General features: G+C 58.7%; 32 protein-coding genes. 30 read left to right on the top strand and 2 right to left on the bottom strand.

Features of this window, described 5'->3' with window-relative positions:
- Positions 1-346 precede the first annotated feature (346 nt).
- From rpsJ to rplQ, 27 genes are all read left to right on the top strand, one after another.
- The gene (gene rpsJ / locus ASD32_RS12750) at positions 347-655 is read left to right on the top strand and encodes a 30S ribosomal protein S10 (RefSeq protein ID WP_003507767.1); all 309 of its coding nucleotides are present in this window, start codon (positions 347-349) and stop codon (positions 653-655) included.
- Positions 656-806: 151 nt separating this feature from the next.
- Positions 807-1,487, top strand: coding sequence for a 50S ribosomal protein L3 (gene rplC, locus ASD32_RS12745; RefSeq protein WP_060638397.1), 681 nt, complete (start codon positions 807-809; stop codon positions 1,485-1,487).
- Between the two features lie 12 nt (positions 1,488-1,499).
- On the top strand, positions 1,500-2,120 hold the full coding sequence (gene rplD / locus ASD32_RS12740) for a 50S ribosomal protein L4 (protein ID WP_060638396.1): 621 nt from the start codon (positions 1,500-1,502) through the stop codon (positions 2,118-2,120).
- Positions 2,117-2,410, top strand: coding sequence for a 50S ribosomal protein L23 (locus ASD32_RS12735; protein ID WP_060638395.1), 294 nt, complete (start codon positions 2,117-2,119; stop codon positions 2,408-2,410). The genes rplD and ASD32_RS12735 overlap by 4 nt, the downstream gene beginning before the upstream one ends.
- Before the next feature lie 11 nt (positions 2,411-2,421).
- On the top strand, positions 2,422-3,258 hold the full coding sequence (gene rplB, locus ASD32_RS12730; RefSeq protein WP_060638394.1) for a 50S ribosomal protein L2: 837 nt from the start codon (positions 2,422-2,424) through the stop codon (positions 3,256-3,258).
- A gap of 15 nt (positions 3,259-3,273) precedes the next feature.
- Positions 3,274-3,552, top strand: coding sequence for a 30S ribosomal protein S19 (gene rpsS / locus ASD32_RS12725; protein ID WP_037100590.1), 279 nt, complete (start codon positions 3,274-3,276; stop codon positions 3,550-3,552).
- A 2-nt stretch (positions 3,553-3,554) separates the two neighbouring features.
- Positions 3,555-3,944 (top strand): 50S ribosomal protein L22, encoded by a 390-nt coding sequence (rplV, locus tag ASD32_RS12720; RefSeq protein ID WP_018328280.1) that lies wholly within the window; start codon positions 3,555-3,557, stop codon positions 3,942-3,944.
- Positions 3,944-4,657: a 30S ribosomal protein S3 gene (gene rpsC, locus ASD32_RS12715; protein WP_037100592.1), complete on the top strand. Its 714-nt coding sequence runs from the start codon at positions 3,944-3,946 to the stop codon at positions 4,655-4,657. Before rplV ends, rpsC begins: the two co-directional genes overlap by 1 nt.
- Before the next feature lie 38 nt (positions 4,658-4,695).
- A complete protein-coding gene (gene rplP / locus ASD32_RS12710; protein WP_018239489.1) occupies positions 4,696-5,109 on the top strand; it encodes a 50S ribosomal protein L16 in 414 nt (137 codons plus the stop codon).
- 13 nt (positions 5,110-5,122) lie between these two features.
- Complete coding sequence (rpmC, locus tag ASD32_RS12705) at positions 5,123-5,323, top strand: 50S ribosomal protein L29 (RefSeq protein WP_037100598.1); 201 nt, start codon at positions 5,123-5,125, stop codon at positions 5,321-5,323.
- A 12-nt stretch (positions 5,324-5,335) separates the two neighbouring features.
- On the top strand, positions 5,336-5,572 hold the full coding sequence (gene rpsQ / locus ASD32_RS12700) for a 30S ribosomal protein S17 (RefSeq protein ID WP_060638393.1): 237 nt from the start codon (positions 5,336-5,338) through the stop codon (positions 5,570-5,572).
- Between the two features lie 239 nt (positions 5,573-5,811).
- On the top strand, positions 5,812-6,180 hold the full coding sequence (gene rplN, locus ASD32_RS12695; protein WP_018328276.1) for a 50S ribosomal protein L14: 369 nt from the start codon (positions 5,812-5,814) through the stop codon (positions 6,178-6,180).
- Between the two features lie 12 nt (positions 6,181-6,192).
- Positions 6,193-6,504: a 50S ribosomal protein L24 gene (gene rplX, locus ASD32_RS12690; protein WP_060638392.1), complete on the top strand. Its 312-nt coding sequence runs from the start codon at positions 6,193-6,195 to the stop codon at positions 6,502-6,504.
- Positions 6,497-7,057 (top strand): 50S ribosomal protein L5, encoded by a 561-nt coding sequence (gene rplE, locus ASD32_RS12685; RefSeq protein WP_060638391.1) that lies wholly within the window; start codon positions 6,497-6,499, stop codon positions 7,055-7,057. The genes rplX and rplE overlap by 8 nt, the downstream gene beginning before the upstream one ends.
- Before the next feature lie 31 nt (positions 7,058-7,088).
- Entirely contained in the window at positions 7,089-7,394 is a 306-nt protein-coding gene (gene rpsN / locus ASD32_RS12680) for a 30S ribosomal protein S14 (RefSeq protein WP_037100611.1), read from the top strand.
- 12 nt (positions 7,395-7,406) lie between these two features.
- The gene (gene rpsH, locus ASD32_RS12675; RefSeq protein WP_056335736.1) at positions 7,407-7,805 is read left to right on the top strand and encodes a 30S ribosomal protein S8; all 399 of its coding nucleotides are present in this window, start codon (positions 7,407-7,409) and stop codon (positions 7,803-7,805) included.
- 43 nt (positions 7,806-7,848) lie between these two features.
- Positions 7,849-8,385: a 50S ribosomal protein L6 gene (rplF, locus tag ASD32_RS12670; protein ID WP_060638390.1), complete on the top strand. Its 537-nt coding sequence runs from the start codon at positions 7,849-7,851 to the stop codon at positions 8,383-8,385.
- 12 nt (positions 8,386-8,397) lie between these two features.
- Positions 8,398-8,760, top strand: a complete 363-nt coding sequence (rplR, locus tag ASD32_RS12665) for a 50S ribosomal protein L18 (RefSeq protein ID WP_037100619.1) — start codon at positions 8,398-8,400, stop codon at positions 8,758-8,760.
- Between the two features lie 140 nt (positions 8,761-8,900).
- Positions 8,901-9,470, top strand: a complete 570-nt coding sequence (gene rpsE, locus ASD32_RS12660; protein ID WP_060505083.1) for a 30S ribosomal protein S5 — start codon at positions 8,901-8,903, stop codon at positions 9,468-9,470.
- Between the two features lie 13 nt (positions 9,471-9,483).
- Positions 9,484-9,687, top strand: coding sequence for a 50S ribosomal protein L30 (gene rpmD, locus ASD32_RS12655; protein ID WP_037100625.1), 204 nt, complete (start codon positions 9,484-9,486; stop codon positions 9,685-9,687).
- Between the two features lie 13 nt (positions 9,688-9,700).
- Complete coding sequence (gene rplO, locus ASD32_RS12650) at positions 9,701-10,171, top strand: 50S ribosomal protein L15 (RefSeq protein ID WP_060638389.1); 471 nt, start codon at positions 9,701-9,703, stop codon at positions 10,169-10,171.
- A gap of 238 nt (positions 10,172-10,409) precedes the next feature.
- The gene (gene secY / locus ASD32_RS12645; protein WP_060638388.1) at positions 10,410-11,750 is read left to right on the top strand and encodes a preprotein translocase subunit SecY; all 1,341 of its coding nucleotides are present in this window, start codon (positions 10,410-10,412) and stop codon (positions 11,748-11,750) included.
- Positions 11,747-12,343, top strand: a complete 597-nt coding sequence (locus ASD32_RS12640; RefSeq protein ID WP_060638387.1) for an adenylate kinase — start codon at positions 11,747-11,749, stop codon at positions 12,341-12,343. The genes secY and ASD32_RS12640 overlap by 4 nt, the downstream gene beginning before the upstream one ends.
- A 227-nt stretch (positions 12,344-12,570) precedes the next feature.
- Positions 12,571-12,939, top strand: coding sequence for a 30S ribosomal protein S13 (gene rpsM / locus ASD32_RS12635; protein ID WP_037100637.1), 369 nt, complete (start codon positions 12,571-12,573; stop codon positions 12,937-12,939).
- Between the two features lie 237 nt (positions 12,940-13,176).
- The gene (gene rpsK, locus ASD32_RS12630; protein ID WP_018328263.1) at positions 13,177-13,566 is read left to right on the top strand and encodes a 30S ribosomal protein S11; all 390 of its coding nucleotides are present in this window, start codon (positions 13,177-13,179) and stop codon (positions 13,564-13,566) included.
- A 100-nt stretch (positions 13,567-13,666) separates the two neighbouring features.
- A complete protein-coding gene (locus ASD32_RS12625; protein WP_060638418.1) occupies positions 13,667-14,677 on the top strand; it encodes a DNA-directed RNA polymerase subunit alpha in 1,011 nt (336 codons plus the stop codon).
- A 119-nt stretch (positions 14,678-14,796) separates the two neighbouring features.
- The gene (gene rplQ / locus ASD32_RS12620) at positions 14,797-15,222 is read left to right on the top strand and encodes a 50S ribosomal protein L17 (protein ID WP_060638386.1); all 426 of its coding nucleotides are present in this window, start codon (positions 14,797-14,799) and stop codon (positions 15,220-15,222) included.
- A gap of 67 nt (positions 15,223-15,289) precedes the next feature.
- Here rplQ and ASD32_RS12615 read toward each other — a convergent pair whose 3' ends face one another.
- A complete protein-coding gene (locus tag ASD32_RS12615; protein WP_156383161.1) occupies positions 15,290-15,607 on the bottom strand; it encodes a hypothetical protein in 318 nt (105 codons plus the stop codon).
- 184 nt (positions 15,608-15,791) lie between these two features.
- Between ASD32_RS12615 and ASD32_RS12610 the strand changes: the two genes are divergently transcribed.
- Together ASD32_RS12610 and ASD32_RS12605 are read left to right on the top strand one after the other, a co-directional pair.
- Positions 15,792-17,258 carry a DegQ family serine endoprotease gene (locus ASD32_RS12610; protein WP_082546757.1) on the top strand — a complete coding sequence of 489 codons (1,467 nt, stop codon included), beginning with the start codon at positions 15,792-15,794 and terminating at the stop codon, positions 17,256-17,258.
- Between the two features lie 34 nt (positions 17,259-17,292).
- Entirely contained in the window at positions 17,293-18,639 is a 1,347-nt protein-coding gene (locus ASD32_RS12605; RefSeq protein ID WP_156383160.1) for a replication-associated recombination protein A, read from the top strand.
- 21 nt (positions 18,640-18,660) lie between these two features.
- Here the strand turns inward: ASD32_RS12605 and ASD32_RS12600 are convergent, their stop codons facing one another.
- The gene (locus tag ASD32_RS12600) at positions 18,661-19,038 is read right to left on the bottom strand and encodes a VOC family protein (RefSeq protein WP_060638384.1); all 378 of its coding nucleotides are present in this window, start codon (positions 19,036-19,038) and stop codon (positions 18,661-18,663) included.
- 247 nt (positions 19,039-19,285) lie between these two features.
- Between ASD32_RS12600 and sugE the strand changes: the two genes are divergently transcribed.
- A complete protein-coding gene (gene sugE, locus ASD32_RS12595; RefSeq protein WP_060638383.1) occupies positions 19,286-19,600 on the top strand; it encodes a quaternary ammonium compound efflux SMR transporter SugE in 315 nt (104 codons plus the stop codon).
- The last annotated feature ends 3 nt before the right edge of the window (positions 19,601-19,603 follow it).

The raw sequence follows: 19,603 nt of genomic DNA, 5'->3' as shown, positions 1-19,603 counted from the left end.
CGCGAAGGCGGCCGCACCGTCGGCGCCGGCATCGTAGCGTCCATCGTCGAGTAAGTTTTACTCGGTTGGAAAGCGGCACTTAGTGTGCCGCTTTCCTGAATATTTGCTGGTCGAAGCCTGCACCTGAAGGTGTATGCCTCTCGAATTGACGGAAGCGCGAAAAAACGTGCTTTCGTGGGCGTTCGGTCATTGTGTCGGACGCCGATTCCGTATATGTGGCGGGTCGAATTGCAGAAACGGACAGAGAGCGATTTGCTCTTTGGGCTCTTTGAAGCATCAGCACCCGGAAACGACTAACGAACTGCCTCATCTGTGGCATTCGCTAACAACAACAAGGATAACTCGAATGAACGGCCAGAATATCCGTATCCGCCTCAAGGCGTTTGATCACCGGATTCTTGATGCCTCCACGCGGGAAATCGTTTCGACGGCCAAGCGCACAGGCGCTTCGGTTCGTGGTCCGGTGCCGCTTCCTACCCGGATTGAAAAGTTTACTGTAAACCGCTCGCCCCACGTCGATAAGAAGAGCCGTGAACAGTTCGAGATGCGCACCCACAAGCGCCTCCTCGATATCGTCGATCCTACGCCCCAGACTGTTGACGCGCTGATGAAGCTCGACCTCGCTGCCGGCGTGGACGTGGAAATCAAGCTTTAAAAACAAGGAAGGTACGTGGATTTCGGTCCAACGGCTTCCAAAAACGGGCGACCCCAATCTTGCGGCCATAGGGCCGGGTGATGAGGGGAGACCTTAAACCAGAGATGCAACGGGGTCTTCTCCGTGGCTAACTCTTAAGAGGAATGAACCAATGCGTTCAGGTGTGATTGCACAGAAGATTGGGATGACCCGCGTCTATAACGACGCTGGTGAGCACATCCCAGTTACAGTATTGCGGATGGAAAACGTACAAGTTGTTGCCCATCGCACAGAAGACAAGAATGGCTACACCGCAGTTCAGCTCGGTGCTGGCCAGGCTAAAGTCAAGAACACGAGCAAGCCGTTGCGTGGCCAGTTCGCTGCCGCCAGCGTAGAGCCGAAGGCCAAGGTCGTTGAATTCCGCGTTTCGTCGGACAATCTGATCGACGTCGGCGCTGAGCTCACTGCAAACCATTTCGTCGCCGGCCAGCTGGTCGACGTTACCGGTACATCTGCCGGTAAGGGTTTTGCCGGTGCCATGAAGCGCCATAACTTCGGCGGTCTGCGTGCAACGCACGGCGTGTCCGTCTCGCACCGTTCGCATGGTTCGACTGGTTCCAACCAGGATCCGGGCCGCGTCTGGAAGGGTAAGCGCATGGCTGGCCACATGGGTCAGACACGCATCACCACCCAGAACCTGGAAGTGGTCTCCACCGATGAAGACCGCGGTCTGATCCTCGTCAAGGGCGCCGTACCCGGCTCCAAGGGCGCATGGATCGTCGTTCGCGACGCCATCAAGTCCGGCACTCCGGCTGACGCTCCGCGTCCTGCCGCTGTGCGCGCAGCCAAGTAAGGGGGCCAGATCATGGATCTCAACGTCACCACACTCGAGGGCAAAGAGGCCGGTAAGGTTTCCCTGTCCGACGCGATTTTCGGCCTCGAGCCGCGCGAAGATATCATTGCCCGCGTCGTTCGCTGGCAGCTTGCCAAGAAGCAGCAGGGTACGCACAAGGCCAAGGGTCGCGCAGAAATTGCACGCACCGGCGCCAAGATGTTCAAGCAGAAGGGTACGGGCCGCGCTCGTCACCATTCGGCTCGTGCTCCGCAGTTCCGCGGCGGTGGTAAGGCTCACGGCCCGGTTGTTCGCAGCCACGCCCATGACCTGCCCAAGAAGGTACGTGCTCTCGGCCTGCGCCATGCGCTGTCTGCCAAGCTGCGTGCCGAAGAGCTGATCATCGTTGACAGCCTGGTTGCAACCGAAGCCAAGACGAAGGTGCTGACCGGCGCATTCGCAACGCTCGGCCTGACCAACGTGCTGTTCATCGGCGGCGCCGAACTCGACAGCAATTTCAAGCTCGCAGCTCAGAACATCCCGAATGTGGACGTTCTGCCGGTGCAGGGCATCAACGTTTATGACATTCTGCGCCGCGGCAAGCTCGTCCTGTCCAAAGCAGCAGTTGAAGCTCTTGAGGAGCGGTTCAAATGACTGACCTTCGCCACTATGATGTGATCCTCGCTCCGTCGATCACCGAAAAGTCGTCGCTGGTTTCTGAACAGAACCAGGTCATCTTCAACGTCGCCAAGGGTGCGTCGAAGCCTGAAATCAAGGCTGCGATCGAAGCACTGTTCGGCGTCAAGGTTACGGCTGTGAACACGCTGGTCCGCAAGGGCAAGCTGAAGCGCTTCCGCGGCTTCGCGGGCCGGCAAAAGGACGTCAAGAAGGCTATCGTCACGCTCGCTGACGGTCAGACCATCGACGTCTCCACCGGACTCTGAGGAATAGAACAATGGCATTGAAAAGTTTCAATCCGACCACCCCGAGCCAGCGCCAGCTGGTCATCGTCGACCGGTCCGGCCTGCACAAGGGCAAGCCGGTCAAGTCGCTGACCGAAGGCCTGTCCTCCAAGGGCGGACGTAACAACACTGGCCGCATCACCGTGCGTTTCCAGGGCGGTGGTCACAAGCGTACCTACCGTCTGATCGACTTCAAGCGTCGCAAGTTCGACGTCGAAGGCACGGTTGCACGCCTCGAATATGACCCGAACCGCACGGCATTCATAGCGCTGATCGACTATGCGGACGGCGAACAGGCCTACATCATCGCTCCGCAGCGCCTTGCTGCCGGCGACAAGGTGATCGCTTCGGAAAAGCAGGTTGACGTGAAGCCGGGCAACACCATGCCGCTTCAGTACATGCCGGTTGGTTCGATCGTTCACAACGTCGAGATGAAGCCGGGCAAGGGCGGTCAGATCGCTCGCTCTGCTGGCGCCTACGTTCAGCTGGTTGGCCGCGACCAGGGCATGGCGATCCTTCGCCTGTCGTCTGGCGAACAGCGCCTGGTGCACGGCTCCTGCCTTGCAACGGTCGGTGCAGTCTCCAATCCCGATCACGGCAACATCAACGACGGCAAGGCCGGTCGTTCGGTTTGGCGTGGCAAGCGTCCGCACGTTCGCGGCGTCGTCATGAACCCTGTTGACCATCCGCACGGCGGTGGTGAAGGCCGCACCTCGGGTGGCCGTCATCCGGTTTCGCCATGGGGTAAGCCCACCAAGGGCAAGCGTACGCGCTCGAACAAGTCGACCGACAAGTTCATCATGCGCTCGCGTCATCAGCGTAAGAAGTAAGAGAGGAAGTCTCCAATGACTCGTTCAGTATGGAAAGGTCCGTTTGTTGACGGCTATCTTCTCAAGAAGGCTGAGAAGGTTCGTGAAGGCGGCCGCAACGAAGTGATCAAGATGTGGAGCCGTCGCTCCACCATCCTGCCGCAGTTCGTCGGTCTCACGTTCGGCGTCTACAATGGCAGCAAGCATGTTCCGGTCAGTGTCAACGAAGACATGATCGGCCACAAGTTCGGTGAATTCTCTCCGACCCGGACCTATTACGGTCACGGTGCGGACAAGAAGGCAAAGAGGAAGTAATTATGGGCAAGGCAAAAGCCGAACGCCGGCTGAAGGATAACGAGGCGCAGGCAATCGCGCGCACGATCCGCGTCAGCCCCCAGAAGCTCAACCTGGTAGCTGCGATGATCCGCGGCAAGAAGGTCGACCGGGCTCTGGCCGAACTCGAGTTCTCGCGCAAGCGGATCTCGGACACTGTCAAGAAGACGTTGGAATCTGCGATCGCTAACGCAGAAAACAACCACGATCTCGACGTCGACAGCCTGATCGTTGCCGAAGCTTACGTTGGCAAGTCCATCGTCATGAAGCGTTTCCACGCTCGTGGCCGTGGCCGTGCATCGCGTATCGAAAAGCCTTTCGCGCATCTGACGATCGTTGTTCGCGAAGTCGAAGCTAAAGGGGAGGCCGCATAATGGGTCAGAAGATCAATCCAGTCGGCTTCCGCCTCGGCATCAACCGTACCTGGGATAGCCGTTGGTTCGCCGACAATGCAGAATACGGTCAGCTTCTTCACGAAGACCTGAAGATCCGTGCCTACGTCATGGAAGAGCTGAAGCAGGCCGGTATCGCCAAGGTGGTCATCGAGCGTCCGCACAAGAAGTGCCGCGTCACGATCCACTCGGCTCGCCCGGGCCTGATCATCGGCAAGAAGGGCGCAGACATCGAAAAGCTGCGCAAGAAGATCGGCGAGATGACCAAGTCGGAAACGCACCTCAACATCGTTGAAGTGCGCAAGCCGGAAGTCGACTCGACGCTCGTCGCCCAGTCGATCGCTCAGCAGCTCGAACGCCGCGTGGCTTTCCGCCGTGCGATGAAGCGTGCCGTTCAGTCCGCAATGCGTCTTGGCGCCGAAGGCATCAAGATCACCTGCGGTGGCCGTCTCGGCGGTGCTGAAATTGCGCGTACCGAATGGTACCGTGAAGGCCGCGTGCCGTTGCACACGCTTCGCGCCGACATCGACTACGGTGTGGCTGAAGCCAAGACCGCTTTCGGTATCTGCGGCATCAAGGTCTGGATCTTTAAGGGCGAAATCCTCGAACACGATCCGATGGCTTCCGAGCGTCGTTCGTCCGAGGCAGATGCCCAGGGCCCCAGCAGCAACAACCGTCGTCGCGAAAACGCGTAACAGTCGTTCCTGGCAGCTAATATCGGAGAATTAAAAAAATGTTGCAGCCAAAGCGCACTAAGTACCGCAAGCAGTTCAAGGGACGCATCAAGGGCGTTGCCAAGGGCGGTTCCGACCTTGCTTTCGGTGAATTCGGCCTGAAGTCTCAGGAGCCGAACCGCGTAAACGCACGCGAGATCGAAGCGGCCCGCCGCGCGATCACCCGTCACATGAAACGTGCCGGCCGCGTATGGATCCGCGTATTCCCAGACGTACCGGTCACGGCAAAGCCGACCGAAGTCCGCATGGGTAAAGGTAAGGGTTCGGTTGAATATTGGGCTTGCAAGGTCAAGCCCGGCCGAATGATGTTCGAAATCGACGGCGTCAGCGAAGAACTCGCCCGTGAGGCGCTTCGCCTTGGTGCTGCGAAACTCTCTGTCAAGACGCGCTTCGTTCAGCGCATTGCAGAGTAAGGAGTAAAGCCCAATGAAAGCCGATACCGTCCGCGCGCTCAGCGCCGATCAGCTCAACGAAGAGCTTGCCAAGCTGAAGAAGGAGCAGTTCAACCTGCGCTTCCAGAAGGCCACAGGCCAGCTCGAAAAGTCGTCGCGCATCAATGAAGTCCGCAAGGATATTGCGCGCGTCAAAACCATTGCCCGCCAGAAGGCGGCAGAAGCCAAGGCTTAAGGAACTAAGAATATGCCAAAACGCATTCTGCAGGGCACAGTCGTCAGCGACAAGAACGATAAGACCGTCGTGGTCCGTGTCGAACGTCGTTTCGCGCACCCGATCTTCCAGAAGACCGTTCGCCGGTCCAAGAAGTACAAGGCGCATGACGAGAACAACCAGTACAAGGTCGGCGATCAGGTTTCCATCGAGGAATGCGCGCCGATTTCCAAGGACAAGACCTGGACAGTGGTTACCGTTCAGGCCTAATTCTTAAGAGTTTCGCATCCGGCCCTTGCGTCGGCTGCGAAAATCTGTATGAAGCAGCGCAAGGACGCTCGACTACGAGCGTTCTTTTGCTTTGAGCGCACGGAAGGTCCTGTTTCAGGAAACCACCCTGGCAACGATCGATCCCGCGCGAGAACAGAAATTTAGAAGCTGGAACAGGGGGCCCTCAATCTGATGAGGTTGGCCCAACCGGTCCGGTCACAACAAGAAGGCGACCTGACATGATTCAGATGCAAACAAACCTCGACGTGGCGGATAATTCCGGCGCACGTCGTGTCATGTGCATCAAGGTGCTGGGCGGCTCCAAGCGCAAGTACGCTTCGGTCGGCGACATTATCGTCGTTTCGATCAAGGAAGCTATTCCGCGCGGCCGCGTCAAGAAGGGTGATGTGATGAAGGCGGTTGTCGTTCGCACAGCCAAGGACATCCGTCGTCCCGACGGCAGCGTCATCCGGTTCGATAACAACGCAGCTGTTCTTATCGACAACAAGAAAGAGCCGATCGGCACCCGTATCTTCGGACCGGTTCCGCGCGAACTTCGCGCCAAGAACCACATGAAGATCATCTCGCTGGCTCCAGAAGTACTGTAAGGAGCGATTGAGATGCAAAAGATTCGCAAGGGCGACAAAGTCGTCGTATTGACCGGCAAGGACAAGGGCCGTTCCGGGGAAGTTCTCCAGGTTCTGCCGAAGGAAGACCGGGCCGTTGTGCGTGGCGTGAACATGGTGAAGCGTCACCAGCGCCAGACCCAGGCCCAGGAAGCCGGTATCATCAACAAGGAAGCGTCGATTCATCTGTCGAATCTCGCGATCGCCGATCCGCAGGACGGCAAGCCGACCCGCGTCGGTTTCAAGATCGACGGCGACAAGAAGGTTCGCGTTGCAAAGCGTTCGGGAGTGTCGATCGATGGCTGACACCAAGAAGTATGAGCCGCGGCTCAAGACCGAATATGTCGAGCGTATCTCCAAGGCGATGCAGGAGAAGTTCTCCTACGCAAACGTCATGCAGATCCCGCGCCTCGACAAGATCGTGATCAACATGGGTGTTGGTGAATCGACGGCTGACTCGAAGAAGCCAACGGTTGCTGCAGCAGACCTCGCAGCGATTGCCGGCCAGAAGCCGGTCATCACCAAGGCCCGCACCTCCATCGCCGGCTTCAAGCTGCGCGAAGGCATGCCGATCGGCGCAAAGGTTACCCTGCGCGGCGTTCGCATGTACGAATTCCTGGACCGCCTGATCAACATCGCGCTGCCGCGCGTTCGAGATTTCCGCGGCCTGAATCCGAAGAGCTTTGACGGCCGTGGCAACTTCGCCATGGGTGTCAAGGAACACATTGTGTTCCCGGAGATCAACTACGACAAGGTTGATCAGATGTGGGGCATGGACATCATCGTTTGCACGACGGCAACGAACGACGACGAAGCACGCGCTCTGCTCACAGAGTTCAACTTCCCGTTTCGCCAGTAAGCCGTAACGACAAGCAGAAGGATTAAGTTGAATGGCGAAGACGAGCGCAATTGAAAAAAACAATCGCCGCCGTAAGTCGGTTGCCCAGGATGCGTCCAAGCGCGCAGCCCTGAAGGCCACCATCATGAACCAGTCTCTTCCGATCGAAGAGCGTTTCAAGGCTACTCTGAAGCTGGCCAGCCTCCCGCGTGACGGCTCCAAGACCCGCGTTCGCAACCGTTGCGAAGTGACAGGTCGTCCGCGCGCATATTATCGCAAACTCAAGATGTCGCGTATTGCGCTTCGTGAACTTGGCAATTTCGGCAAGGTGCCGGGCATTGTTAAGTCGAGCTGGTAAGGAGACGGGTACATGGCAATGACTGATCCGCTGGGCGATATGCTCACACGTATCCGCAACGGTGCTGCCCGCCGCAAGTCGAGCGTTTCCACGCCGGCTTCCAAGCTGCGCGCACGCGTTCTGGATGTCCTTCAGGCTGAAGGCTACATCCGCGGGTATTCGGAAACCGAATTTGGTAACGGCAAGGCCGAGATCAACATCGAACTGAAATACTATGAAGGTGCGTCGGTGATCCGTGAGATCGGCCGCGTATCCAAGCCGGGCCGCCGGGTTTATGTCTCGGTCAAGTCCATTCCGCAGGTCGCGAACGGTCTCGGTATCACTATCCTTTCGACTCCGAAGGGTGTGATGGCCGATCATCAGGCACGCGAACAGAACGTTGGTGGCGAGGTTCTCTGCTCCGTATTCTAATACGGTTGCAGTGATCTCCATAACGGACAGACAGGTTTGAAATATGTCTCGTATCGGTAAAAAGCCCGTTCCGGTTCCTGCAGGTGTCACGGCCACGGTTAATGGCCAGACAGTGACTGCAAAGGGCCCGAAAGGCGAACTCTTCTTCGTTGCTAACGACGAAGTCGTCGTAAAGCTGGAAGACAACAACGCGGTGTCGGTGACCCCGGTTGACCAGTCCAAGGATGCACGGTCCAAGTGGGGCATGTCCCGCACGATGATCGAAAACATCTTCAAGGGCGTCAAGGACGGTTACGAGCGCAAGCTCGAAATCAACGGCGTCGGTTACCGCGCGTCGCTTCAGGGCAAGAACCTGCAGCTGGCACTCGGTTTCAGCCACGACGTGGTCTATCAGACTCCGGAAGGCATCTCGATTGCTGTGCCCAAGCCGACGGAAATCGTCGTCACCGGCATCAACAAGCAGCAGGTCGGCCAGGTCGCGGCGGAAATCCGCGAATACCGTGGCCCCGAGCCCTACAAGGGCAAGGGCGTCAAGTATGCTGGCGAGCGGATTGTCCGCAAAGAAGGCAAGAAGAAGTAAGGATCACGCGAAATGGCTACAAGGAAAGATACACTTGTGCGCCGCGCCAGCCGCGTGCGCCGTCAAGTCAAGGCAGTGGCCAATGGCCGTCTGCGCCTGTCCGTTCATCGCTCGTCGAAGAACATCTACGCACAGGTTATCGATGATGTTGCTGGCAAGACCGTTGCGTCTGCCTCGACACTCGACACGGATCTGCGTCCGTCTCTCAAGACGGGTGCTGACACGGCAGCAGCTGCTGCCGTTGGCAAGCTCCTCGCAGAGCGCGCCTCGAAGGCTGGTGTCAAGGACGTTGTCTTTGACCGTGGCGCCTTCATCTATCACGGCCGCGTCAAGGCGCTCGCCGAGGCAGCCCGCGAGGGTGGCCTGAACTTCTAAAGATGATATCCACCCGGGCTTGCCTGGGCGGATCATCGAACCGCTTTTTATAAAGCGCGTCGCTTCCGCTCCCTCGAAGGGGCGGGGCGACTTTTTGTCAATCTGCCGATTGCACCCGGAAAAGAAAAAGGAAAAGGACAATGGCACAAGAAAAAAGAGGTTCTCGCGACGATCGCCAGAACCGCGAGGAGCGCGACAGCGAATTCGTTGACAAGCTCGTAGCAATCAACCGCGTCGCAAAAGTCGTCAAGGGCGGCCGCCGTTTCGGCTTTGCTGCGCTCGTCGTCGTCGGCGACCAGAAGGGCCGCGTTGGCTTCGGCCATGGCAAGGCACGTGAAGTGCCGGAAGCCATCCGCAAGGCCACCGAAGCTGCCAAGCGCGAACTGATCTTCGTTCCGCTGCGCTCGGGCCGCACGCTTCATCACGACGTTCATGGCCGTCACGGCGCAGGCAAGGTTCTGCTGCGTGCCGCCAAGGCCGGTACCGGTATCATCGCCGGTGGCCCGATGCGCGCCGTTTTCGAAACGCTCGGCATGCACGACGTTGTTGCGAAGTCGACTGGTTCTTCGAACCCGTACAACATGATTCGCGCCACGTTCGACGCCCTGAAGAGCCAGATGCACCCGAAGGATATCGCAGCTCAGCGCGGCATGAAATATGCCACTCTGCAGAGCCGCCGCGTATCCGCCGGCGTTGCTTCCGAAGAATAAGGGAGCCTGAACAATGGCTAAGAAAGAAGTTGCAAAGAAGACGGTTGCGGTCGAACAGATCGGCAGCCCCATTCGCCGCCCAGCCGTACAGCGTGCAACGCTGATCGGTCTCGGTCTCAACAAGATGCACCGGGTCAGCGTTCTGGAAGACACTCCTTCCGTTCGCGGCATGATCCGGGCCGTCCAGCACCTCGTTCGCGTCGTCGACGAGAAGTGAGGGGGATACCATCATGAAACTTAATGAAATCAAAGACAACGAAGGTTCGACCAAGAACCGCAAGCGTCTCGGCCGTGGTATCGGCTCCGGATCCGGCAAGACTGCCGGCCGCGGTGTCAAGGGTCAGAAGGCCCGTTCCGGCGTTGCCATCAACGGCTTCGAAGGCGGCCAGATGCCAATCTACCGCCGTCTGCCAAAGCGCGGCTTCAACAACATCTTCCGTTCGGATTTTGTTGTCGTGTCGCTCGGCCGCATCCAGACTGCCATCGACGCCAAGAAGCTTGATGTTTCCAAGGCCATCGATGCTGCTGCTCTGACGGCTGCCGGCGTGATCCGCCGCGCCAAGGATGGCGTCCGCGTTCTCGCCGACGGCGAACTGACGGCAAAGGTAACGATCGAAGTTGCCGGCGCTTCCAAGCCTGCGATCGAAAAGATCGAAAAGGCTGGCGGTTCTATCAAGCTGCTTTCGGGCGCTGCTGAATAATTAGTTGCTGATGAACCGCCCGGGGTGCTTCACACCGGGCGGTTTTGCTCCCATATGAGAGCCTCACGGATTGCACGGCCGGATTCGTCCGGCGCAGCAGAATATTGATCGGGAACCACGGTGAGGCACGTGATTGCAGTTGCAGTCGTTTCCAAGCCGGTTTTCATAAAAAGAAGATAGCTTTTCCGGATCTGACCGGGTTTCCCCGCGGGTTCGAACTGGCTACGCGGAGAATTGCATGGCTTCTGCAGCGGAACAGCTCGCCTCCAACCTGAATTTTGCGACTTTCGCAAAAGCCGAAGATCTGAAACGCCGCCTCTGGTTCACCCTTGGCGCGCTTCTCGTCTATCGCCTTGGCACCTATATTCCGCTGCCAGGCTTGAACCCGGAAGCTTTTGCACAGGCTTTTGCCGGCCAGAGCGGCGGCATTCTCGGTCTTTTCAACATGTTTTCCGGCGGCGCCGTCGAGCGCATGGCGATCTTCGCCCTTGGCATCATGCCTTATATTTCCGCCTCCATCATCGTTCAGCTGATGACCTCCGTGGTTCCGTCGCTGGAGCAGTTGAAGAAGGAAGGCGAGCAGGGCCGCAAGGTCATCAACCAGTACACCCGCTACGGCACGGTGCTGCTCGGCACGCTGCAGGCCTACGGCATTGCGGTCGGTCTAGAGAGCGGCAACGGCCTGGTCGTCGATGCCGGCTGGTTCTTCCGTATTTCCACCGTGATTTCGCTGCTGGGCGGCACAATGTTCCTGATGTGGCTCGGCGAGCAGATCACGTCGCGCGGCATCGGCAACGGTATCTCGCTGATCATCTTTGCCGGCATCGTCGCGCATCTGCCCACAGCTTTGGCCGGCACGCTTGAACTGGGCCGCACCGGCGCCCTGTCGACGCCGCTGATTCTCGCCATCATCGTCATGGTCGTTGCCGTGATCGCGCTGATCGTCTTCGTCGAGCGCGCGCAGCGCCGGTTGCTGATCCAGTATCCAAAGCGGCAAGTCGGCAACAAGATGTTCCAGGGCGACACCTCGCATCTGCCGCTGAAGCTCAACACAGCCGGCGTCATTCCCGCGATCTTTGCATCTTCGCTGCTGCTTCTGCCGGCAACGCTTGCAGGCTTTGCCAACAGCACGGCGCTGCCGAGCTGGGCAACGACCATCGTTGCAGCCCTTGGCCACGGCAAGCCGCTCTACATGGTGCTCTATGGCGGCATGATCGCGTTCTTTGCCTTCTTCTACACGGCCATCGTTTTCAATCCGAAGGACACGGCCGACAATCTGAAGAAGCATGGCGGCTTCATCCTCGGCATCCGGCCGGGCGAACGCACCGCCGAATATATCGATTACGTGCTCACGCGCATCACCGTGCTTGGCGCGATCTACCTGATGTTCGTCTGCATTCTGCCCGAAGTCGTGATCGCGCAGACCGGCGTGCCGTTCTACCTTGGTGGTACGTCGCTTTTGATTGTTGTCAGCGTTACCCTTGATACTGTAGCACAGGTGCAGGGTCACCTGATTGCCCAGCAGTATGAGGGGCTGATCAAGAAATCAAAGCTGCGTGGAGGAAAGAGGGGCCGATGAGACTCATATTCTTGGGACCGCCGGGAGCAGGCAAGGGAACACAGGCGAAGCTTCTGACGGAAAAATACGGTATTCCGCAGCTTTCCACAGGCGATATGCTGCGGGCCGCCGTTCAGGCGCAGACGGATGTTGGCAAGCGTGCCAAGGCTGTCATGGATGCCGGACAGCTGGTCTCCGACGAGATCGTCAATGAGATCGTCTCCGACCGGATCGATTCGGCCGATTGTGCGAATGGGTTCATCCTGGATGGCTATCCGCGCACCGTTCCGCAGGCTGTTGCGCTGGGCAAGATGCTCGCAGGCAAGGGGCTGCGTCTCGATTCGGTCATCGAATTGAAGGTGGATGAAGATGCGCTTGTACGGCGCATCGAGAATCGCGTAGCAGAAACCATTGCCGCAGGCGGCAATGTTCGCTCTGACGATAATCCGGAAGCATTTAAGAAGCGTCTTGTCGAATATCGCGAGAAGACGGCGCCTTTGTCGCAGCACTATGCTGTCACGGGCGAGTTGAAGACAGTTGATGGAATGGCGCCGGTCGAGACCGTCACCTCTCAGATCAATGCAATTCTGGCATCGGCTTCCGCTGACGCCTAAAAGGCAGTTCTTGAAAAAGGACTGCCGGGGAGTTGACTTTTGCGGTCGATTCCTTCAAAGACCGCGCTAACTCGCAGCATGCTAGGGATCGGCGCGGATTTCAAGACGAAGTCCGGGCGCGATTCTTTTGACGTGTTCCGAACAGAACTTTCACAGCCGGCCTCTTCAAGGGGCTGCATAACGAAGCACCTATTGCCGGATGGCAACTGGAAGCAAGGAGAACAGGCGTGGCACGTATCGCTGGCGTCAACATCCCGACGAGCAAGCGCGTAGTAATCGCGCTTCGTTACATTCACGGGATCGGAGCGAAATTCGCACAGGAAATCGTCGAAAAGGTCGGTATCCCGGCTGAACGTCGTGTGCACCAACTGACGGATGCTGAAGTTCTTCAGATCCGCGAAACGATCGACCGCGATTATCAGGTTGAAGGCGACCTGCGTCGCGAGACCTCGATGAACATCAAGCGTCTGATGGACCTGGGCTGCTACCGCGGTCTGCGTCATCGCCGTTCGCTGCCTGTTCGCGGTCAGCGCACGCACACCAATGCCCGCACCCGCAAGGGCCCGGCAAAGGCGATTGCAGGCAAGAAGAAGTAATTTCCCTGAAATGGGAAATGCAGAGGCTGGCGCTCGGCGCCGGCCTCTTTTGTGGTTTCGGAAGGGCGCTCCAAGCGTCCCTCCGGTGGAGCTGCTGGCATTACGGCAGTGACGATATCGCCGCGCAGACCGGGTTTTTCCGGTCGCGCATGACTTGAAAATTCAGGGCAGGGGTTCTCCTCCGCCCGGTGGAGCCGCTGGTACTACGGCGGTGCAGAGATCAACGAAAGGTATACCATGGCCAAGGAAGCCACACGCGTTCGCCGTCGCGAGCGGAAAAACATTTCTACGGGCGTTGCCCACGTCAACTCGTCGTTCAACAACACGATGATCACCATCACCGACGCACAGGGCAACGCGATTGCCTGGTCTTCGGCTGGTTCGAAGGGCTTCAAGGGTTCGCGTAAGTCGACCCCGTTCGCAGCCCAGATGGCTGCTGAAGATGCGGCCAAGAAGGCCCAGGAACACGGCATGAAGACCCTTGAGGTCGAAGTTTGCGGTCCGGGTTCCGGCCGTGAATCGGCTCTGCGTGCGCTTCAGGCTGCTGGCTTCATGATCACCTCGATCCGTGACGTCACGCCGATCCCGCACAATGGTTGCCGCCCGCGCAAGAAGCGCCGCGTTTAAGTCTACGCATTCATCCAGCCGGTGAGGGGGAAATCTCTCCCGGCGCTTCAAGGCTCGGTTGCCACGATTGGATGGTGGCAACGAACGGAAGGCAAAACATATGATTCAGAAAAACTGGCAGGAACTGATCAAGCCGAACAAGGTTGAGTTCTCCTCGACCGGCCGCACCAAGGTAAGCCTTGTTGCCGAGCCGCTCGAGCGTGGCTTTGGCCTGACGCTCGGCAACGCGCTTCGCCGCGTTCTTCTGTCGTCGCTCCGCGGCGCTGCGGTGACCGCAGTGCAGATCGACGGCGTCCTGCACGAGTTCTCCTCGATCCCGGGTGTCCGGGAAGACGTGACGGACATCGTGCTCAACATCAAGGAAATCGCCATCAAGATGGATGGCGACGACGCAAAGCGCATGGTTGTGCGCAAGCAGGGTCCGGGCGTTGTTACCGCCGGTGACATCCAGACGGTTGGCGATATTGAGATCCTCAACCCGAACCATGTGATCTGCACCCTCGACGAGGGCGCCGAGATCCGCATGGAGTTCACCGTCAACAACGGCAAGGGCTACGTGCCTGCAGACCGCAACCGTTCGGAAGATGCACCGATCGGCCTCATCCCGGTCGACAGCCTGTATTCGCCGGTCAAGAAAGTGTCCTACAAGGTGGAAAACACCCGTGAAGGCCAGGTTCTCGACTACGACAAGCTGTCGATGCAGATCGAGACCGATGGTTCCGTCACCGGTGAAGATGCAGTCGCTTTCGCGGCCCGCATCCTTCAGGACCAGCTTGGCGTTTTCGTCAACTTCGACGAACCGCAGAAGGAAGCCGAAGAAGAAGCCGTGACAGAACTGGCGTTCAACCCGGCATTGCTCAAGAAGGTCGACGAACTGGAACTTTCGGTCCGTTCGGCCAACTGCCTGAAGAACGACAATATCGTCTATATCGGCGACCTCATTCAGAAGACCGAAGCCGAAATGCTTCGCACTCCGAACTTTGGCCGCAAGTCGCTGAACGAAATCAAGGAAGTTCTCGCTTCCATGGGCCTGCACCTCGGTATGGAAGTACCGGCATGGCCGCCCGAGAACATCGAAGATCTCGCCAAGCGTTACGAAGACCAGTATTAACAATAAAAAAGGCAGGTTTTGACTGCCTTTCCCCGTCAAACAGCAGGCAGATGTCTGCATGTGCCAGGAAACGGCAGGCCCATACGAAAAAGGGAACCTGCAATTAAAGGAGAATAGCAATGCGCCATGGTGTAGCCGGCCGCAAGCTGAATAGAACTGCAAGCCACCGTAAGGCAATGTTTGCCAATATGGCTGCTTCGCTCATCGAACATGAGCAGATCATCACGACCTTGCCGAAGGCAAAGGAAATCCGCCCGATCGTCGAGAAGCTCGTCACGCTCGGCAAGAAGGGTGACCTTCATGCCCGTCGCCAGGCCATCTCGCAGATCCGCGACGTTGCTGTCGTCGGCAAGCTTTTCGATGCCATCGCAACACGTTACGCAACCCGCAATGGCGGCTACCTGCGCATCATGAAGGCTGGTTACCGTCACGGCGACAATGCGGCTCTGGCCGTCATTGAATTCGTCGATCGGGACACCTCGGCCAAGGGCGCCAAGGACATCGCACGCGTTGCTGCCGAAGCAGAAGCTGCAGACGCCGCTTAATCGGTCTGCAGACTGAGACTTGAAAAAAGGCCGGGTGCGCAAGCGCCCGGCCTTTTGCTGTGGCGCGTTATGGCGAAGGCTTGCCCCGTTGCTCCCGCAGCATCTCCAGGACACGGGCGAGAAAGGGTCGAACGGCTTCCCCGATCAGAAAAAAGTCCGCGTTCGACGCGGCCCAGAGATCTTCCAGTTGCTGGTCCGTCGCATTCGCGTTCAGCCAGTAATCCAGAAAATTGTCGAGATCGTCAGCCGTGTCCGGGAACTGGTGGAGAACGTGACCGATCCCGAAGTCGATGATGTCATCGTGAGAACGGAAGATAAGCGGGTCATGAATTATGGCCCTGGTAAACGCCCGGAAGCCTGGGGATTTGGCAACGAATTCTCGCATCAACCCTCCCATCTGAACTTTTATTCGCGAATAAGTTGTATCAGGTGGAAGCCGTTGTGGCAATTCGGATCGGCTGTCGTTTCAAGTTCAGGCTTCGGCTTTTCTAACACCGGCCGCCTTTGCTTTTTGGCAGCCGGCGTCCTATCTCTGTGTCCGCGAGATTTGATTTGATGGGACTGTTTACATGCCGCGTTTTCTTTATTCGTTCGTTGCCTTAAGTGCTGTCGGCGCTCTGGCTGCAGGTCTGGTCTTTACAGGAAAACCGGGTGAGCCTGGGGGCTCTCCAGTGTCTTTGGTTTCTTCCGCGCAGGCGCAGCAGGCCGGTACGCAAAAAGCCGTTCCGCAAAGCAAGACGGAAATGCAGCTGTCCTTTTCGCCGCTGGTCAAGCAGACGGCCAATGCCGTCGTGAACGTCTATGCGGAAAAGACCGTCCAGAGCCGCTCGCCGTTCGCCGATGATCCGTTCTTTGAACAGTTCTTTGGCCAGCGCATGCCCAACCGGTCGGAAAAGCAGTCTTCGCTCGGTTCCGGCGTGATCGTCGGCAAGAACGGCATCGTCGTCACCAATTATCACGTCATTACCGATGCCGATAACATCAAGATCGCGCTGGCCGATGGCCGCGAATTCGAGACCAGCGTGATGCTGAAGGACGAGCGGCTTGATCTGGCCGTTCTGAAGGTCAAATCGGATGGTCCGTTCGAGACCGTGCCTCTGGGCGATTCCGATGCTGTCGAAGTCGGCGATCTCGTCCTGGCGATCGGCAATCCCTTCGGTGTCGGCCAGACCGTCACCAGCGGTATCGTCTCGGCGCTCGCCCGCAACCAGGTGCTGTCAGGCGATTTCGGCTTCTTCATCCAGACGGACGCAGCGATCAATCCCGGCAATTCCGGCGGCGGCCTTATCGATATGGACGGCCAGCTGATCGGCATCAACACAGCGATCTTTTCGCGCGGCGGCGGTTCCAACGGTGTGGGCTTTGCCATTCCGGCCAATCTGGTCAAGGTCTTCGTCGCGTCGGCTGAAGGCGGCAATGGCAGCTTTACCCGGCCGTTCATCGGTGCCAGCTTCGAGCCGGTGACATCGGAAGTCGCCGATGCGCTGGGACTTGACCGGGCACGCGGCGCGCTGGTGAGTTCCGTCATCGAGGGCGGACCAGCGGAAAAGGCCGGCATCAAGCCCGGCCAGGTCATCATCGCCGTCAATGGCATCGCCGTCGAGCATCCCGATGCGCTGGGTTACCGCCTCACCACCGTCGGCATCGGCCATATTGCCCGCGTCACCATCAGCGAAAACGGCAAGGAGCGCGATATCGAGCTGGCGCTTGCCGAAGCGCCGGAGACATCGCCGCGCGACGAGCGCCTGATCGAGGGCCGCAATCCCTTCTCGGGCGCTGTGGTCGGCAATCTGTCGCCGCGTCTCGCCGACGAGCTGCGGATGCCGGCGGCGTCGCAGGGTGTTGTGATCACGCAGATCAATCGCGGATCGCCGGCTGCCCGCGTCGGCTTCCGGCCGAAGGACATTATCGTCGCCGTCAATGGCACGCCGGTCGATAAGTCCACCACGCTGGAAACCATTGCCAAGGAAGACCCGTCGCTGTGGCGCGTCGAAATCGAGCGCGACGGCCAGCGCATCCGCCAGTTCTTCCGGTAATTAATCGTTTTGCCGGGCGAACCCACGAACCAAAATGACCCGGAACGGCCACGACCGGCTGTTTCGGGTGGAGGACGTGCCCGTGACATTGTTCGATGAGGCTACGCACCGGCCGCTTGCCGACGCTCTTCGTCCCGAAACCCTGGAGGAGGTGATTGGCCAGGATCATCTTCTCGCGGAAAACGGGCCGATTGCGCGCATGCTGGCGGGGGGCACTGTCGGCTCGTTCATCCTCTGGGGCCCGCCCGGCGTCGGCAAGACGACGATCGCGCGCCTGGTCGCCACATCCGCCAAGATGGAGTTCGTCCAGCTATCGGCCGTGATGTCCGGCATTGCCGATCTGCGCAAGGTTTTCGACACGGCAAAAAACAACCGCACCATCGGCCGCCAGACCATCCTCTTCGTTGACGAGCTGCATCGCTTCAATCGCAGCACCCAGGATGCCCTTCTGCCGCATGTCGAAAACGGCACGGTCATCCTGATCGGCGCGACGACGGAGAACCCGAGCTTCAGCCTGGTGGCGGCCTTGCTGTCACGGCTCAAGGTGTTCACTCTCAATCCCTTCGATGCCGCCTCGTCGGAACTGCTTTTGGCGCGGGTGGAGAATTTCGTTGGTAAGCGCCTGCCGCTGACGGAGGACGCGCGCGCCGCGCTGATCAACATGGCCGACGGGGACGGGCGCTATCTCGTCGGTCTGGCCGATGACGTCCTGTCGCTCGGTGAAGAGGATGATCTCGACATTGGACGCCTGTCCAAAGCGCTGCAGAAGCGCATGCCGGTCTATGACAAGGCGCAGGATGGCCACTACAATCTGTTGAGCTGTTTCCACAAAAGCCTGCGGGGCAGCGATGTCGATGCGGCGCTCTATTGGGGCGCACGCATGGTGGATGCGGGGGAGGACCCGACGACGCTGTTCCGGCGGCTTGCCTGCGCCGCCAGCGAGGATGTCGGCATGGCCGATCCCAACGCGATGCCGCAGGTGATTGCCGCCTGGACGGCGTTTGAGCGCATCGGCTGGCCGGAGGGTCGGCTGTTTATCGCCCAAGCCATCGTTTATGTGGCGACGGCACCGAAATCCAATGCCAGCTACCGCTCCTTCGACGCAGCCCTTGAGATGGCGCGGGAGACCGGTTCGATCCCGCCGCCGAAAAGCATCCTTAATGCGCCGACCAAGCTGATGAAGGACCTCGGTTATCACGAGGGTTACAAATATGACCACGATTATCCGGATGCCTTTTCCGGCCAGGAGTTCTTTCCAGAAGAGCTGCGCAGCAAGGACACGCGCTTCTACAAGCCTCAGGAACGCGGTTTCGAGCGCGAGACGCTGAAGCGGCTGGAATTCTGGCAGCGCCTGAAGCGGGAACGCCCGGTCAAGAAATAACCTTCAGGGTAACGGTGAGCTTTACTCGGGTATCTTGAAAAACGCCTCGAGCCGGTAGCCGTCGGGATCGATGATAAAGCCGGCATAATAGAACTGGCTATATTCCGGCCGAAGTGCCGGCAGCCCGTTGTCTTCGCCGCCGTTCAAAATCCCGGCCGCGTGGAAGGCATCGACCGCTGCTGCATCAGGTGCGATAAAGCAGAAATGCAGGCCGGAGCTCCGGTCGGCGGGCACCGGATGCTCGGCCTTTGCAATCCACAGGCTGATCCGGTCGGATCCATAACCAAGCACCGTGTCCGTTTTCGACAGCCGCTCATAGCCAAGCGGCGTCAGGATGGCGTCGTAAAAGCGAAGCGAACGGTCGAGATCTTTGACGCCAATCGACACATGGTCAAACATTGCGGACGACTCCTGTTTCGCCTCTATCTTCCCTGTTCGCCGTCATCCGCACAAGCGCAAACCGCGACAGAGCTGCAATTCTATCGAGCGGTCATATGTCCGCGCGGCGAATGGCTGCCATGCGCGCCGGGCTCTTGCCACCGCCAAATCCGGATGGCATAAGGTGCCTATGCAGACGGCTGCACGGGATCGGATCGACACCCGAACATCCGCGAGGACGGCCTCGCTCCTTAAGATGGAGTACACTATGGCCTGGATTATCCTTTTCCTCGCAGGCATTCTCGAAATCGGCTGGGCCATCGGCCTGAAATATACCGAAGGCTTCACCAAGCTCGTACCGACGCTGTTGACCGGAACCGCAATGGTCGCCAGCATCGTGCTGCTGGGCATCGCTGTGCGCACCTTGCCGCTTGGCACGGCCTATGCCGTCTGGACCGGTATCGGCACGGTTGGCACCGTCATTCTGGGCATCGTGCTGTTTGCCGAGCCCGCAACCGCGATGCGTCTCGGCTGCATTGCGTTGATCATCACCGGTATTGCCGGGCTGAAACTGACCGCCTGAAAA

This window comes from Rhizobium sp. Root483D2 (assembly GCF_001426685.1).
GTDB lineage: Bacteria > Pseudomonadota > Alphaproteobacteria > Rhizobiales > Rhizobiaceae > Pararhizobium > Pararhizobium qamdonense.
Note: the sequence above shows the minus strand (reverse complement) of the source record. Positions and strands in the feature narration are given on the sequence as shown.

What these genes read in the sequence shown, in the direction of transcription:
- rpsJ (WP_003507767.1), top strand. Translation starts at nt 347, where the DNA reads ATGAACGGCCAGAATATCCGTATCCGCCTCAAGGCGTTTGATCACCGG.
- rplC (WP_060638397.1), top strand. Translation starts at nt 807, where the DNA reads ATGCGTTCAGGTGTGATTGCACAGAAGATTGGGATGACCCGCGTCTAT.
- rplD (WP_060638396.1), top strand. Translation starts at nt 1,500, where the DNA reads ATGGATCTCAACGTCACCACACTCGAGGGCAAAGAGGCCGGTAAGGTT.
- ASD32_RS12735 (WP_060638395.1), top strand. Translation starts at nt 2,117, where the DNA reads ATGACTGACCTTCGCCACTATGATGTGATCCTCGCTCCGTCGATCACC.
- rplB (WP_060638394.1), top strand. Translation starts at nt 2,422, where the DNA reads ATGGCATTGAAAAGTTTCAATCCGACCACCCCGAGCCAGCGCCAGCTG.
- rpsS (WP_037100590.1), top strand. Translation starts at nt 3,274, where the DNA reads ATGACTCGTTCAGTATGGAAAGGTCCGTTTGTTGACGGCTATCTTCTC.
- rplV (WP_018328280.1), top strand. Translation starts at nt 3,555, where the DNA reads ATGGGCAAGGCAAAAGCCGAACGCCGGCTGAAGGATAACGAGGCGCAG.
- rpsC (WP_037100592.1), top strand. Translation starts at nt 3,944, where the DNA reads ATGGGTCAGAAGATCAATCCAGTCGGCTTCCGCCTCGGCATCAACCGT.
- rplP (WP_018239489.1), top strand. Translation starts at nt 4,696, where the DNA reads ATGTTGCAGCCAAAGCGCACTAAGTACCGCAAGCAGTTCAAGGGACGC.
- rpmC (WP_037100598.1), top strand. Translation starts at nt 5,123, where the DNA reads ATGAAAGCCGATACCGTCCGCGCGCTCAGCGCCGATCAGCTCAACGAA.
- rpsQ (WP_060638393.1), top strand. Translation starts at nt 5,336, where the DNA reads ATGCCAAAACGCATTCTGCAGGGCACAGTCGTCAGCGACAAGAACGAT.
- rplN (WP_018328276.1), top strand. Translation starts at nt 5,812, where the DNA reads ATGATTCAGATGCAAACAAACCTCGACGTGGCGGATAATTCCGGCGCA.
- rplX (WP_060638392.1), top strand. Translation starts at nt 6,193, where the DNA reads ATGCAAAAGATTCGCAAGGGCGACAAAGTCGTCGTATTGACCGGCAAG.
- rplE (WP_060638391.1), top strand. Translation starts at nt 6,497, where the DNA reads ATGGCTGACACCAAGAAGTATGAGCCGCGGCTCAAGACCGAATATGTC.
- rpsN (WP_037100611.1), top strand. Translation starts at nt 7,089, where the DNA reads ATGGCGAAGACGAGCGCAATTGAAAAAAACAATCGCCGCCGTAAGTCG.
- rpsH (WP_056335736.1), top strand. Translation starts at nt 7,407, where the DNA reads ATGGCAATGACTGATCCGCTGGGCGATATGCTCACACGTATCCGCAAC.
- rplF (WP_060638390.1), top strand. Translation starts at nt 7,849, where the DNA reads ATGTCTCGTATCGGTAAAAAGCCCGTTCCGGTTCCTGCAGGTGTCACG.
- rplR (WP_037100619.1), top strand. Translation starts at nt 8,398, where the DNA reads ATGGCTACAAGGAAAGATACACTTGTGCGCCGCGCCAGCCGCGTGCGC.
- rpsE (WP_060505083.1), top strand. Translation starts at nt 8,901, where the DNA reads ATGGCACAAGAAAAAAGAGGTTCTCGCGACGATCGCCAGAACCGCGAG.
- rpmD (WP_037100625.1), top strand. Translation starts at nt 9,484, where the DNA reads ATGGCTAAGAAAGAAGTTGCAAAGAAGACGGTTGCGGTCGAACAGATC.
- rplO (WP_060638389.1), top strand. Translation starts at nt 9,701, where the DNA reads ATGAAACTTAATGAAATCAAAGACAACGAAGGTTCGACCAAGAACCGC.
- secY (WP_060638388.1), top strand. Translation starts at nt 10,410, where the DNA reads ATGGCTTCTGCAGCGGAACAGCTCGCCTCCAACCTGAATTTTGCGACT.
- ASD32_RS12640 (WP_060638387.1), top strand. Translation starts at nt 11,747, where the DNA reads ATGAGACTCATATTCTTGGGACCGCCGGGAGCAGGCAAGGGAACACAG.
- rpsK (WP_018328263.1), top strand. Translation starts at nt 13,177, where the DNA reads ATGGCCAAGGAAGCCACACGCGTTCGCCGTCGCGAGCGGAAAAACATT.
- ASD32_RS12625 (WP_060638418.1), top strand. Translation starts at nt 13,667, where the DNA reads ATGATTCAGAAAAACTGGCAGGAACTGATCAAGCCGAACAAGGTTGAG.
- rplQ (WP_060638386.1), top strand. Translation starts at nt 14,797, where the DNA reads ATGCGCCATGGTGTAGCCGGCCGCAAGCTGAATAGAACTGCAAGCCAC.
- ASD32_RS12615 (WP_156383161.1), bottom strand. Translation starts at nt 15,607, where the DNA reads ATGCGAGAATTCGTTGCCAAATCCCCAGGCTTCCGGGCGTTTACCAGG.
- ASD32_RS12610 (WP_082546757.1), top strand. Translation starts at nt 15,792, where the DNA reads ATGCCGCGTTTTCTTTATTCGTTCGTTGCCTTAAGTGCTGTCGGCGCT.
- ASD32_RS12605 (WP_156383160.1), top strand. Translation starts at nt 17,293, where the DNA reads ATGACCCGGAACGGCCACGACCGGCTGTTTCGGGTGGAGGACGTGCCC.
- ASD32_RS12600 (WP_060638384.1), bottom strand. Translation starts at nt 19,038, where the DNA reads ATGTTTGACCATGTGTCGATTGGCGTCAAAGATCTCGACCGTTCGCTT.
- sugE (WP_060638383.1), top strand. Translation starts at nt 19,286, where the DNA reads ATGGCCTGGATTATCCTTTTCCTCGCAGGCATTCTCGAAATCGGCTGG.